This window comes from Sandaracinus amylolyticus, from assembly GCF_021631985.1.
Taxonomy (GTDB): domain Bacteria; phylum Myxococcota_A; class Polyangia; order Polyangiales; family Sandaracinaceae; genus Sandaracinus; species Sandaracinus amylolyticus_A.
On sequence record NZ_CP070225.1, the window covers coordinates 8,048,852 to 8,061,364 of the forward strand.

Consider the following 12,513-nt stretch of genomic DNA (forward strand, 5'->3'; position numbering starts at 1 on the left):
GCGCAAGCCACCACGTCGTCGAGCTCTGTCATCCAGGCCTTCGCGCGGATCGCCGCGATACGATCCTTCTTCGTGTCGCGTGAGATTGCACCGGCGCGAGGCGCGTCGGCGCGTCGTCGGGGAGCACGCGAGTGAGCCACGTGGCGAACGCATCGGGCGCGAGCACGCGCGCCATGAGATCGGCGCTGCCGAGGCTCGGGCTGAGGAAGTCCTCGCCGCCCGGCTCGAGGTGCAGCGGGTAGTCGTGATCGCCCGCGAAGAAGTCGTGGGCGCGCGCGCTGACGATCGCGGCGAGATCGTGATCGCCCATCGTGCGCGCCGCATCGAGCACGAGGCCGAGCGCGAACGCGGTCTGGGCGTGGGTGCCCACGCGGGTGGGCGACGAGAGCTTCGGCAGCCAATTCACGAGGTGCCCGCGCGCGATCGCGGTGAGCGGCGCGAGCGCCTCGGCGAGCCCGTCTTCGAGCTCGGCCTGCAGCGCGAAGAGCCACCCGAGGCCGTAGGGGCGCTCGAACGTGGGTCGATCGCGCAGGTACGCGACCTCGCCCGCGATGCCCGCGGCGGTGAGGCTCGTCTCGAGCGCGGCGCGCGCCGGCGCGGCGAACGGTGCGTCGGGAAAGACGCGTGATGCGCGCGCGAGGAGCCAGTGCCCGTGCACCGCGGAGTGCCAGTCGTAACAGCCGTAGAAGACCGGCGTGAGCGCGCGCGGCGGGCGCGCGTCGGAGTCGTCGCGGAGCAGGTGCGCGATCTGGTTCGGATACGACCGGTGCACGCAGCCGAGCGCCATCGCGACGAAGGGCGCGAGGCGCTCGGAGTCTTCGAGGGAGCCCACGACGCGCGAGGCTACGTCATCGCGGCGGCTGATCCGAGAGCGTCACGCCGCTGAACCCCGCGGTCACCGCGGTGTCGACCGCTGCGATCACGTGCTCGTACGCGACGCCGTCGTCGGGCGCGACCACGAGGTCGTCGCTGTCGGGCGCGGCGCGCTGTCGCTCGGCGAGCCGCGCGTGCAGCGTCTCGAGATCGTATCCGCCGCTGCCGCTCGGGATCTCGACGTGCTCACCCGCGGTCGAGCCGAGCGTGAAGCCGCTCGCCTGGATCTGGAGGTACACGACGATGCGCTCCACCGCCGGCGCGTCGGCGGTGCCCCCCGCGGCTGCGTGTTGATCGACCTCGAGCTGCCCGAGCCGGCTCCACACCGCGGTCACGAGCAGGAACATGATGCAGCACAACAGGAGGTCGATCGTCGGCATCAGCGAGACCTCCGCGTCGACGCTCTTCCGGTTGCCGTGCCCTCCCCCACCCACGCTGATTCCGCCCACGAGACGCTCCTTCCGCTAGTTTTCGTACTGCGTAAGAAAACGGCGCGGCGCGGAAGTTCCCGGTATTCTCGGGAGCGATGCGCGAGGAGTCCCGAGCGCCGGGACGACCGGCCCGTCTGTCGATCGACGCGATCGTCGATCGCGCGTGCGAGCTGGTGCACGAGCGCGGGCTCGACGCGCTCACGATGCGCGCGATCGCCGAGGCCCTCGAGGCGACGCCGATGGCGATCTACCACCACGTGAAGGGCCGCGACGAGCTGGTGCACCTCGTGGTCGACCGGGTGATCGCGCGCATCGAGATGCCGGACCGGGCGCTCGCGCCGGTCGCGTGGCTGCGCGAGGTCGCGCACCGGACGCGACACCTCGGGCTCCGCTATCCGGGCGTCATGGACGTGCTGCTCGACGAAGGCCCCGCGGTGCCGAGCGCGCTGCGCATCCTCGACGCGACGGTCGCGGTGCTGCACGACGCCGGGCTCGGCTGGGCCGACGCGACCGACGTGCACAACACGTTCTTCTCGTGGCTCGCGGGCGCGATCCGTCGCGAAGGCAGATGGCGCACCCAGCACGCGAGCGAGCCGCCGCGCTTCGTCGCGCTCGCGGAGACGCTCTCGCCGCGCGAGCTCCCTGCGCTGCGCCGCGCGCTCCCTCACCTGCGCGCGATGGACCTCGACGAGATGTTCGCGACGTCGCTCGAGCTGATGCTCGCCGGCGTGGAGCGCCAGCTCGAGCGACCGCGCTCACGCCGTCGTCGTCACGACACCCGACGATAGGGCAGCGTGAAGCGCAGCTGCGCGGGCAGGCTGCTCGACTGCACCACGACGTTCAGCGTCATCGTGCGACCGTCCTCGCCGAGCGTGAACGTGTTCCAGCGGCGGCCGCGGTCGGTGGTGAAGACCTGCTCGAGGGCGCCCTCGCGGAAGTGGTGCACCACGCGCACCGTGTCCTCGCTGGTGCTCGCGGTGGGCGCGGCCTCGGGATGACCCGGCGCGGTCTCGTAGCGACGCTCGTCGAGGTGCACCCGGATGCGCTGCGGCGTCGAGGTGATCACGACGCGCTCGATGATCGGCGTGCGCTCGCGCAGCCGCGACGCCGCCATTCCGTCGGCGATCGGCGGCATGCCGTCGGTCGCGGTCTCGATCGCGCGCTCGATGCGCTGGCGCGCCTGGTCGTCGGAGATCGCGAGCTGCCACTCGCCGTCGATCGTCGGCCGGGTCGAGGGCGCGGTGGTCGGCTGGGCCTGCGCGCTCGCGAAGAGCGCGATCGCGAGCGAGCTCGCGCCGAGGGCGGTGAAGAAGACGTGGGCTCGGAGCTTCATGCGATGGTCGTCTCTCGTGCGAAGGTCAACGGTTCGCGATCTGCTCGCGCGCGATCTCGATCGCGGCGGCGTAGGGGAGGAGGCGTCGCTCGCGCGCGCGCTCGATCACGCGCTTCACGTTGCGACCGATGAGGTCGCGCACGAGGCCGTGCGCCGCGTCCTCTCCGAAGCCCTGCAGCGCGCAGATCGTCGCGAGCACGCCGCCGGCGTTGGCGACGAAGTCGGGGATCGCGATCACGCCGCGCGCATCGAGCGACTCGAGCGTGCCCGGCGCGTAGGGCGCGTTCGATCCCGGCACGATGATCGACGCTTCGACGTCGTCGACGTTGCCCGCGTGGATCGCGTCGGGACGCGCGCCCGGGACGAGCACGTCGCAGGGCACCGTGAAGAGCGCCTCGCGCGGCAGGACCTGCACGCCGGGCGCGCGCTCGAGGCCCGCATCGCCGTGCTCCTCGCGCAGCGCGGCGAGGCGCTCCACGTCGAGCCCGTCCTTCGCGGTGATCGCAGCGCGCACCGTGGAGACCGCGACGATCTCCGCGCCCTCGCGCACGAAGAAGCGCGCGGCCGCGGTGCCGACCTTGCCGAAGCCCTCGATCGCGACGCGCGCGCCCTCGAGCGATCGCCCGGCGAGCTCGGCCGCGCTCTTCGCCGCGGCCACCACGCCGTAGCCGGTCAGCTGCTCGTCGAGGTGCGGGTCGCCGCTGCTCGCGAAGTCGCTCGCGGTCGTGCCCATGTCGGCCCCGGGCACGAACACACCGGCGTCGATCAGCGGCTTCGCCGCCTCGAGGAACGCGCGCACCACGTCGGCGCGCGCCGGATCGCTCGGGTCGAAGCGGATGCCCGCCTTCGCGCCGCCGACCGGCATCGAGAGCAGCGCGTACTTGAACGTCATCGCGCGCGCGAGGCGCGCGATCTCGGCGACCGTGACGTCGGTCGTCATGCGCACGCCGCCGCCCGAAGGGCCGCTGGTGAGCGTGTCGACCACGACGACCGCGTGCATGCGCGCCTTCGGATCGTGGAAGAACACCACACGCCGCGGCCCGAGGTCGTCGAAGCGCACCCCCGGCAGCTCGAACGTCATCTCGTTCCCGCTCATCTAGCTCCTCCGCGTTCCGTCCCAGAGCACGTCGAAGAACTGCGCCGCGACCAGGTCGCTCACGTCGCGGCCACGCCGCGCGAGGTGCTTCCGGTACGCGCGCACCTGTCCGTACGAGAGAAGCGAATAGAGGGCCGGCATCGCGTCCCCGGGCGCCGCGTAGACATCCTCGATGCCCGAGAGCAGCACGGCGAGGTCGCTCGGGATCTCGCGCCAGTTGCGCACCATGTCGCGCATGATCGCGACCGCGATCTGACGCCTCACCCCGGCAGGGACGATGCGCGGTCCCTTGCCATTCACGCGCGCGAGCACCGCGTCGCAGAGATCCTCGGACGTCATCATGAAGACACCGGCGGTCGGTCGCGGATTGCACTCGAGCAGCACGAGCCCGCGCGCCGTGCGCATGAAGTCGAACGAGATCTGCCCGTGGTACTTCAGCGCCTCGGCGTAGCGACGCGCGAGCACGAGCGACTCGGGCTCGTCGATCGACTCGAAGAGGATCCCGCCCGCGTGCTCGATCGTCTTCGGATGCTCGTACGTGCAGTGCGCGACGATGCGGCCGTGCTGCGCGACGCTGAAGCTGCAGACGTCGGTGCCGTGCACGAATTCCTGCACGATCCAGGGCTGCAGCGGTGTGGGGTGGCACGCGTCGATCGGCACCCGGCCCGCGAGCGGACCGGCGTTCGTCAGCAGCGTCACGCCGCCGCGCGAGTACGCCGCGCGCGCGATGTACTCGGGCAGCTCGGCGATCGCGCGCCGCAGCTCACGCGGGCTGCGCACCACGATCGTGCGCGGGACCGGCAGGCCGAGCGAGCGCGAGAGCTCGACGAAGCGATGTTTGTCGTGGAGGCGCGCGAGGGTCTCGAGCGACGGGCAGAAGATCGGCGCGGGCACGCGCGCGCGGTGCTCGGCGAGATAGAGCGCCTCTTCGAAGGCGGGCACCACGAGATCGATGCCGCGCGAGCGCACGATCTCCGCGACGTCGTCGACGTATTGCACCGTCTCGAAGGTCGGTGATGCGGTGACGAAGCTCTCGGCGACGTAGCGCGAGTGGCTGCCGGGCGCGGAGCCGAACGTGTCCGCCGCGTACACGGTGTGGCCCTGCTCGCCGAAGTGACGGATCTCGCAGAGCGCGTGCGGGAAGCGTGAGCTCGTGACGAGGACCTTCATTCACGCGGTGTGGGTGCAGCGCACGTGCCCACCGCATGAGAGCGTCTGGACGCGGATCTCACGGGATCACGCGCCGCGATGCGAGGCGTTGCGCCGCGATCCGAGCTGTGACTCAGTTTGCCGGAGGGGCTGAGCCAGCCCCTCCCCCGCCTCCCGAGCCGCTTCGCGGTCGCTTCGCTCCGAAAGCCCGTCGAGGCGATCCTCGACGTGCTTTCAGGCGCGCATCCCGCGCGCGAGCGCGTCGATGGCGCGATCGATCGCGCGGCGCGACGTGTGGAGGATCCCGCCCAGCGAGAAGAAGCCGTGCACCAGCGACTCCTCGCACTGCAGATCGACGTGCACACCCGCCGCCTCGAGCTTGCGCGCGTAGCGCTCGCCCTCGTCGCGCAGCGGATCGAAGCCCGCGGTGACGACGTGGGCGCGCGGCGCGCCGCGCACGCAGGGCGCGTGGAGCACCGAGGCCATCGGGTCCGCCGCCGAGACCGCGCATCCGCCGAGGTAGTTCTCGCGGAAGAACATCATCGCGTCGGCCTCGTGGAGGAAGCCCTCGGAGAAGAGGCGATACGACTCGGTGTCGTGGGACCAGTCGGTCACCGGGTACACGAGGAGCTGGAAGCAGGGCCGCGGATCGCGCGCCCGCTCGTGCCACGCGACCACCGCCGCGAGGTTGCCGCCCGCGCTGTCGCCCGCGACCGCGACGCGCTGGGGATCGCCGCCGAGCGCGCGCGCGTGGGCCGCGGTCCAGCGGAACGCCGCGAGCGCGTCCTCGACCGCCGCGGGGAAGCGGTGCTCGGGCGCGAGCCGGTACTCGACCGCGACCACGATGCAGTCGGCGCGGCGCGCGATGCGGCTGCAGAGCCCGTCGTGCGAGCGCAGGCTGCCGATGCAGAAGCCGCCGCCGTGGAAGTAGACGACGATCGGGCGCGGCGTCGCGGTGGGCGGGCCGGGCTCGTACACGCGCACCGGGATCGAGTGGCCGGCGCCGGGGATCTCGATGTCGCGCTCGTGCACGCGATGCAGCGCGCAGCGCGCGAAGTCGGCGAGCGGCGCGCGATGATCCATCTCGTGGCGCAGGTGCGCGAGCGGGCGCGAGCTCGTCTTCGGGCGCTGCGCGGCGATGCCGCGGAGGAACGCGCCGACGCCGACGTCGAGCTCGTGACCGCGATCGTTGCGCGGGAGCTCGCCGACCATCGAGCGCAGCAGCGGCTCGGGCGACGCGAGGACGGTGCGCAGAGCGCTGCGGGCGAACGTGCGGTACGGCATCGCGAGCTCGTCGGCCTAGCGCGCGGAACGAACGATCGGTAGCTGCCCGATGGTCGAGCGTGGCGCGATGTCTCGCGCGCCACACCCGGTGCTCACCGCGGCGTCGCCGGCGCGGCAGCGCGCTCGCGGATGCGCTGTGCGACCTCGGCGCTCGTGCGATCGAGCTCGGTGATCGCGTCGATCGACGCCATGCGCGCGCGGCCGATCGCGGGCGAGGCGATCGCGGCCGCGCCGTCGGCGAACCTGACATATTCCTGCCATGCAGCGCGGGCGTCGGCGCGACGATCGGGCATGCGCTCGAGCGTCGACGCGACGCCGTGGAGGGCTCGCGCGGTCCATCGCGGATCGTTCGCCGCGCGCGCGACCTGGAGGCACGACTGATAACCCTGGAGCGCCGCGGCGAGATCGCCGTCGATGCGCTCGACCTCGGCGATGTGACACACCGCTTCGGGCCGCGCGGGCTGGAGCTGCGCCGCCTGTCGGAACGCGGTGATCGCCGAGCCGCGATCCCCCGCGCTCATCGCGACGATGCCGCGCCCCACGTGCGCGAGGTACTCGCTGGACGCGGGTGGAGCCTGCGCCTCGACGCGCGAGACGACGACCAGCGAAGCCGCGAGGACGATCACAGCGAGCACGGAGCGATGCATGACCGGCGATGGTAGTCGATCGAGCCGCTCTGCTATATGGCCGCGATGCGGCGATTCGCTCTCTTTTCCCTCGTTCTCTCGCTCGCGGCATGCGGTTCGTCGCCGAGCACGACACCGACGACCACCGAAGAGCCCACCGCGAGCGGTGGTGAGATCGGCGAGGCCGTCACCATCGAGCGCGCACCCTCGCGACTGCCCGAGAGCGTCGCGCCCACGCGCTACACACTCACGCTCTCGATCACCCCGGCGCGGGATCGCTTCTCGGGCGAGGCCGACGTCGACGTGCGCGTCACCGAGCCCACCAGCGCGATCTGGATCCACGGGCAGAACCTCGACGTCACCGAGGTGCGCGCGATCGCGGGCGGCGAGACGATCGGCGCGCGCTGGGAGCAGGTCGACGCCGAGGAAGGCGTCGCGCGCATCGTGCTCGAGCGCGCGATCGCGCCCGGCGAGGCGCGCCTGCACTTCGCGTGGACCGCGCCCTTCGATCAGACGCTCGAGGGGCTCTATCGCGTGCGCGTCGGCGAGGACGCGTACGCGTTCACGCAGTTCGAGGCGCTCGCGGCGCGCAAGGCGTTCCCGAGCTTCGACGAGCCGCGCTTCAAGACGCCCTACGACGTGACGCTCGTCGTGCCCGCGGGCCAGGGCGCGTTCGCGAACAGCCGCGAGCTCGAGAGCAGCGAGGAGAACGGCGCGCGCCGGGTGCGCTTCGCGACGACCGAGCCGCTGCCGACCTATCTCGTCGCGTGGGCGGTCGGACCGATCGACGTGGTCGAGGCGACGATCCCGGCGAACGCGGTGCGCGCGCAGCCGCTCGCGCTGCGAGGCCTCGCGGTGCGCGGTCGCGGCGGTGATCTCGCGTTCGCGATGCAGCACACGCCGCGCATCCTCGCGGCGCTCGAGGGCTACTTCGGGACTCCGTATCCGTTCGACAAGCTCGACATCGTCGCGGTGCCCGACTTCTCCGCGGGCGCGATGGAGAACGCGGGGCTCGTCACGTTCCGCGACAACCTGCTGCTGCTGAGCGCGGATGCGCCGATCGCGCAGCGTCGTGGGTTCGCGTTCGTGATGGCGCACGAGCTCGCGCACCAGTGGTTCGGCAACCTCGTCACGATGGCGTGGTGGGACGACCTCTGGCTGAACGAGGCGTTCGCGACGTGGATGGAGACCGCGATCGTGCGCGAGGTCTTCCCCGAGATGCGCGCCGAGGTCGGCGAGCTCACGACCGCGCTCGAGGCGTTCGACGCGGACTCGCTCGCGAGCGCGCGTCAGATCCGCAATCCGATCGAGACGAGCCACGACATCCACAACGCGTTCGACTCGATCACCTACAGCAAGGGCGCGAGCGTGCTCGCGATGTTCGAGCACTGGCTCGGGCGCGAGACGTTCCAGCGCGGCGTGCGCCGTTATCTGAGCGAGCACGCGCGCGGCAACGCGCGCGGCGAGGACCTGCTGCGCGCGCTGAGCGAAGAGGCGCAGCGCGACGTCGCGGCGCCGCTCACGACGTTCCTCGCGCAGCCGGGCGTGCCGCTGATCGAGGCGCGCGTCGAGTGTGAGGGCGAGCCGCGTCTCGCGCTCACGCAGCGTCGTTATCTGCCGGTGGGATCGAGCGCGAGCGCGGACGCGACGTGGCAGGTCCCGGTCTGCGCGAAGTACCGCGCGGGCGGGCAGGTGCGCGAGACGTGCACGCTGCTCACCGAGGCGCAGGGCACGATGGCGCTCGAGGGCGGCGCGTGCCCCGAGTGGCTGCACCCGAACGCGGGAGGCACCGGCTACTACCGCTGGACGCTGCCCGACGATCAGCTCGCGCGGCTCCGCACGCCGCAGGCACAGCGCGCGATGGACACGCGTGATCTGCTCTCGGTCGCCGACAGCGTGCGCGCCGGCTTCGCGTCGGGCCGCGTGTCGTTCGAGAGCGCGGCGCGCGCGCTCGAGCCCTTCGCGGACAGCACGGATCGCCACATCGCCACCGCGCCGATCGAGCTCTTGCAGTACGCGTACGATCACCTGCTCGAGACCGACGCGCAGCGCGACGCGTTCCGCGCGTACGCGACGCGCCTCTATCGCAACCAGCTGCGCCGCCTCGGGTGGGGCCCGCGCGGTCGCGCCGCGGAGGACGGTGAGGTCCGGCTGCTGCGCGCGGCGATCCTCTCGTTCCTCGCGATCACCGCGAAGGATCCCGCGGTGCGTCGTGACGCGCAGACGCGCGGGCTCGCGTTCGTCGAGGGCGGCACGGTGCACCAGGACGCGGTGCCGAGCGATCTCGTGAGCGTCGCGCTCGTGGTCGCGGCCCAGGAGGGCGGCGAGGAGCTCTTCGCGCGGCTCGAGCAGATCTTCGTGGGCTCGCAGGACGCGATGACGCGCTCGCAGCTGCTCGGCGCGATGGCGAGCGTCGACGACGCGGAGCTGCGGGGACGCGCGATCGCGCTGGTGCTCGATCCGCGGCTGCGCATCAACGAGGTGTTCCGCCCGCTGATGGGCCAGATGGGTGATCGCGACGGGCGCGAGCCGGGCTGGGCGTGGATCCAGGCGAACTACGACGCGATGGCGCAGCGGATGGGCCCGGCGTACGCGGGCTATCTGCCGTACGCGACGAGCGGCTTCTGCAGCGCGGAGCGCGCGAACGAGGTGCGCTCGTTCTTCGCGCCGCGCATGGAAGCGACGCAGGGCGGGCCGCGCAACCTCGAGAGCGCCGTGGAGTCGATCTCACTGTGCGCGGCGCGCGCGGACGTGCAGCGCCAGAGCGCCCAGCAGTTCTTCTCGTCGGCGCGGTGAGCGGTGACGACGGGGGCGCGTGGAAGCGCGTCCCCGCGTTCAATCGCGAACGATCGTCGCGGTGCGCGTGGTGTGGTCGAGGATCACCTCGGCCTCGTGGAGGAACGCGCTGTATCGACGATCGGCGCGCGTGTGGATCGACGTGAACGCGATCGGTCCCGACTCGATGGCCCACACGACGTCGCGGCTCGCGCCGAGGAAATACACGACCGATCGGCGCGCGACCTCCTGCGCGGATATCGTGCGCAGCGGCGGCGCTCCCTCGAGCTGCGGAACGCCGGACGCAGCGACCAACACGGCCGTGACGTTCTCGTCGTAGGTGCACGACCGCACGCGCGCGGATGGGCCTGGGGTCGCGACCGTTCGCCACGTCCCGCCGACCGTCTCTCGCACCCGGAGCTCGTCGCCCGCGTGGGCGATGAGGAGCCCGCCGACTTCGCACGCGCTCGTGGCGTCCTCCGGAGTGACCCGTGTGAGCGAGCCGTCGGCCGCGACGAGCTGGTAGGCGTCGCTCGTCTCGAGCCCGATCGCACCGTCGGATTGGCGCACGAACGAGGCCGACCGCGGCGCACGCACCGATCGGGTCCACGCGAGGTGCCCGTCGCCCAGTCGCGTCGCGACCAGGCGCGCCGGCGGATCGACGACCTCCAGCAGGAGATCGTCGGTCGTGATCTTCGCCCACGGTGGCGTGGCGTACCGATTGGACGCGAGCACGGCGCCCGTTCGTAGGTCGAGCACGATCGTCCCGTAGCCACTCGACGGCCCGAACCACGTCAGGTCGAGCGCGAGCACGTGGTCGCGCACGAGCCTCGGGGTCGGCTCGCTCCCTTCCGGCAGTGGCGTCTCCCACCGGACGACCTGCGCGCTCGTGTCCACCGCGCGCACCGAATGGGACAGACCTCGAGGCCAGAACGCGCGCTCGACGAGTCGCAGCTCGATCCCGCGATCCCGAACGACGCGCAATGTCCGGACTTCGCGAACGGACCTCGGCACCCGTTGCGCGACGATGCACAAGCTGGTCGAGAGCGCGCCCAACGTCGCGATCGTCGCCGCCACGACGACCCATCTCCGCTTCGCTGGGCTCACGCGATCCACACGTCGTCGTTCGCGAACATCCCGCGCATCACGCGCCTGCGCACCTCACCGGCGCGCACCACGCCGCGCGAGCTCTCCTCCATCTGTGCGCTCGGCTGCACGTATGCTCGCTCGTCGCCCGCTCCGCGCTCGCCTTGCCAGTAGAGCTCGTGGTCGAACTCCGCCTGCTCGTGCACCTCGCCGTCGTGCACGTGCACCGTCGGGAAGAAGACGCGCGCCGGCTCCCGCGTGGGAAAGCGGAACGCCATCGGGTGCACCCGCTGGTCGCCCTTCTTCAGCGTGAACACCGCGAAGCCCCAGTCGTGGTAGCGCGGCAGGGCGCGCCACACCTCGTCGGGCATCCGGAAGCGTGCATCGAGGCGCACGAAGTCGCGGATGCTCGGGACGAACGACGCGTCGAACGCGCCCACCGAGTGCACCTTCAGCGTGGGCATCGGCGCCGCGAAGCGCGCGATCGGGCGTCCCTTCGCCTGCGGCTCGAAGGGCATGAACAGCATCGCGAGCTGATCGAAGATCACGGGTGCCCCGCTGAGATCGACGAACGCGATCGCGTCCTCGGGCGCGCCGGGCACCACCGGGAGCGGCAGCACCATCGCGAGCTCTTGCTTGGTGCGGAGGTGCATCGAGTACGCGAGCGTCTGCACCTCGCCGTCGCAGCGCGCGAAGATGCGCGTCCCCGAGACCTTCACCGGCGGCGCGAGGAGCGACGCGAAGAGGCCCGTCGAGCGGCGCGCCGAGAACATGCACATGCGCACATCTTAGCGGCGCGGCGCGAGCCGCACGTAGGGCGAGCGCTCGGCGCTGGCGTCGACCACGGCGCGCACGTCGCCGTCCGGTGCGAGCACCATCGGCGCGCGCAGGTACGCGGGCGCCGGATCCCTCCACGGAAGACCGGCGTGCGGGGTCGCGACCGCGCATCGCAGGACGGCGCGCGACCGCTCCGCGATGCGCTCGGTCGTCCGGTCGCAGCGCCAGTCGAGCCCGTCGTCGAACGCGATCGTGATCCCGTCCGCATCGCGCGCCCGCACGCGTCCTTCGTGCACGCGATCGACGGCGAGGTGCCGCGACGTCTCGTCACTCGGCCCGCCCGGAGGGATCATCGTCGTGTGGGTGCGATCGAGCGTCCCGCGCACCCGCAGTCGCGCCCGACCGTCGCGCGCGAGCGAGAGCACCGCGTCGAGCTCGTAACGCAGCACCGCGACCTGCGCGACGCCGCGATCGTGGATCGTGAACGTCAGCTCGACCTGCCCCGCGTGATCGCGCGACTGCGCCGCTGCCACGGCGACGACGAGCCACGTCGCGAGCACCACCGCGGTCCGAGCGCGCATCGTCATCCGACCGGCCCTTCCTGCGCGAGCTTGGTTGACCGACGACACGTGCACGGACATACACGTGTAACGTGAAACGACCTCCGGCGCTCACCGAGCGCGAGCGCGCCGCCCTCGCCCTGACCGACGCCCTCGACCCGCGCCTGCTCACCGCGCTCGCCGAGCCGGTGCGCCTCGAGATCGTGAAGTCCCTGCTGCTGCGCGGCCCCGCCGACGCCACCGCGATCGCCGCGCCACTGCCGGTCGATCGCTCGGTGGTGTCGCGTCACCTCAAGATTCTCCTCGATTCCGGGATGATCACGGTGCGCAAGGAAGGCCGCCGCCGCATCTACGAGCTCGACGGCCCGACCCTGGTCGCCCGCTTCGACGACATCGCGGCCCGAACGCGCTCCGTCGTCGCGCTGTGCTGCCCGTCTCCCACCGCAGCCCTCCGGCGCGCGTCAGACTGATCGGCATCCGTGCACCGTCGTGCACGCGACATCGCGGAGGCGCGCCAGAGGCG

The 12,513-nt window shown here is 72.0% G+C and carries 13 protein-coding genes; 3 read left to right on the forward strand and 10 right to left on the reverse strand.

The features are described 5' to 3' along the window. Window positions 1–28: 28 nt before the first annotated feature. The gene (locus I5071_RS34010; RefSeq protein ID WP_236517452.1) at window positions 29–832 is read right to left on the reverse strand and encodes a DUF2891 family protein; all 804 of its coding nucleotides are present in this window, start codon (window positions 830–832) and stop codon (window positions 29–31) included. A 16-nt stretch (window positions 833–848) separates the two neighbouring features. Then, on the reverse strand, window positions 849–1,322 hold the full coding sequence (locus I5071_RS34015) for an ExbD/TolR family protein (RefSeq protein WP_236517453.1): 474 nt from the start codon (window positions 1,320–1,322) through the stop codon (window positions 849–851). 77 nt (window positions 1,323–1,399) lie between these two features. Here I5071_RS34015 and I5071_RS34020 point away from each other — a divergent pair, with 77 nt between their 5' ends. Next, window positions 1,400–2,092 (forward strand): TetR/AcrR family transcriptional regulator, encoded by a 693-nt coding sequence (locus I5071_RS34020; protein ID WP_236517454.1) that lies wholly within the window; start codon window positions 1,400–1,402, stop codon window positions 2,090–2,092. Here the strand turns inward: I5071_RS34020 and I5071_RS34025 are convergent. The 5 genes from I5071_RS34025 to I5071_RS34045 all read right to left on the reverse strand — a co-directional run bounded on the left by I5071_RS34025 (window position 2,074) and on the right by I5071_RS34045 (window position 6,813). After that, complete coding sequence (locus tag I5071_RS34025) at window positions 2,074–2,637, reverse strand: hypothetical protein (protein WP_236517455.1); 564 nt, start codon at window positions 2,635–2,637, stop codon at window positions 2,074–2,076. The genes I5071_RS34020 and I5071_RS34025 overlap by 19 nt on opposite strands. A 25-nt stretch (window positions 2,638–2,662) precedes the next feature. Further along, the gene (locus I5071_RS34030) at window positions 2,663–3,733 is read right to left on the reverse strand and encodes a Glu/Leu/Phe/Val family dehydrogenase (RefSeq protein ID WP_236517456.1); all 1,071 of its coding nucleotides are present in this window, start codon (window positions 3,731–3,733) and stop codon (window positions 2,663–2,665) included. Beyond that, window positions 3,734–4,903: a hypothetical protein gene (locus tag I5071_RS34035; RefSeq protein ID WP_236517457.1), complete on the reverse strand. Its 1,170-nt coding sequence runs from the start codon at window positions 4,901–4,903 to the stop codon at window positions 3,734–3,736. A gap of 213 nt (window positions 4,904–5,116) precedes the next feature. Beyond that, entirely contained in the window at window positions 5,117–6,166 is a 1,050-nt protein-coding gene (locus I5071_RS34040; RefSeq protein ID WP_236517458.1) for an alpha/beta hydrolase, read from the reverse strand. 92 nt (window positions 6,167–6,258) lie between these two features. Then, complete coding sequence (locus I5071_RS34045; RefSeq protein WP_236517459.1) at window positions 6,259–6,813, reverse strand: hypothetical protein; 555 nt, start codon at window positions 6,811–6,813, stop codon at window positions 6,259–6,261. 45 nt (window positions 6,814–6,858) lie between these two features. On the opposite strand from I5071_RS34045, the gene I5071_RS34050 reads away from it, so the two are divergent. Continuing rightward, a complete protein-coding gene (locus tag I5071_RS34050; protein ID WP_236517460.1) occupies window positions 6,859–9,588 on the forward strand; it encodes a M1 family metallopeptidase in 2,730 nt (909 codons plus the stop codon). Between the two features lie 39 nt (window positions 9,589–9,627). Here the strand turns inward: I5071_RS34050 and I5071_RS34055 are convergent, their stop codons facing one another. The 3 genes from I5071_RS34055 to I5071_RS34065 all read right to left on the reverse strand — a co-directional run bounded on the left by I5071_RS34055 (window position 9,628) and on the right by I5071_RS34065 (window position 12,017). Then, window positions 9,628–10,473: a hypothetical protein gene (locus tag I5071_RS34055; RefSeq protein ID WP_236517461.1), complete on the reverse strand. Its 846-nt coding sequence runs from the start codon at window positions 10,471–10,473 to the stop codon at window positions 9,628–9,630. A 197-nt stretch (window positions 10,474–10,670) separates the two neighbouring features. Continuing rightward, the gene (locus I5071_RS34060) at window positions 10,671–11,426 is read right to left on the reverse strand and encodes a hypothetical protein (RefSeq protein ID WP_236517462.1); all 756 of its coding nucleotides are present in this window, start codon (window positions 11,424–11,426) and stop codon (window positions 10,671–10,673) included. Window positions 11,427–11,441: 15 nt separating this feature from the next. Then, window positions 11,442–12,017 (reverse strand): hypothetical protein, encoded by a 576-nt coding sequence (locus I5071_RS34065; RefSeq protein ID WP_236517463.1) that lies wholly within the window; start codon window positions 12,015–12,017, stop codon window positions 11,442–11,444. A gap of 65 nt (window positions 12,018–12,082) precedes the next feature. On the opposite strand from I5071_RS34065, the gene I5071_RS34070 reads away from it, so the two are divergent. Beyond that, window positions 12,083–12,460 (forward strand): ArsR/SmtB family transcription factor, encoded by a 378-nt coding sequence (locus I5071_RS34070; RefSeq protein WP_268921171.1) that lies wholly within the window; start codon window positions 12,083–12,085, stop codon window positions 12,458–12,460. The last annotated feature ends 53 nt before the right edge of the window (window positions 12,461–12,513 follow it).

Bases quoted from the DNA above. Each gene is read 5' to 3' on its own strand.
- I5071_RS34020 (WP_236517454.1), top strand. From the start codon at position 1,400: ATGCGCGAGGAGTCCCGAGCGCCGGGACGACCGGCCCGTCTGTCGATC.
- I5071_RS34025 (WP_236517455.1), bottom strand. From the start codon at position 2,637: ATGAAGCTCCGAGCCCACGTCTTCTTCACCGCCCTCGGCGCGAGCTCG.
- I5071_RS34030 (WP_236517456.1), bottom strand. From the start codon at position 3,733: ATGAGCGGGAACGAGATGACGTTCGAGCTGCCGGGGGTGCGCTTCGAC.
- I5071_RS34035 (WP_236517457.1), bottom strand. From the start codon at position 4,903: ATGAAGGTCCTCGTCACGAGCTCACGCTTCCCGCACGCGCTCTGCGAG.
- I5071_RS34040 (WP_236517458.1), bottom strand. From the start codon at position 6,166: ATGCCGTACCGCACGTTCGCCCGCAGCGCTCTGCGCACCGTCCTCGCG.
- I5071_RS34045 (WP_236517459.1), bottom strand. From the start codon at position 6,813: ATGCATCGCTCCGTGCTCGCTGTGATCGTCCTCGCGGCTTCGCTGGTC.
- I5071_RS34050 (WP_236517460.1), top strand. From the start codon at position 6,859: ATGCGGCGATTCGCTCTCTTTTCCCTCGTTCTCTCGCTCGCGGCATGC.
- I5071_RS34060 (WP_236517462.1), bottom strand. From the start codon at position 11,426: ATGTTCTCGGCGCGCCGCTCGACGGGCCTCTTCGCGTCGCTCCTCGCG.
- I5071_RS34065 (WP_236517463.1), bottom strand. From the start codon at position 12,017: ATGACGATGCGCGCTCGGACCGCGGTGGTGCTCGCGACGTGGCTCGTC.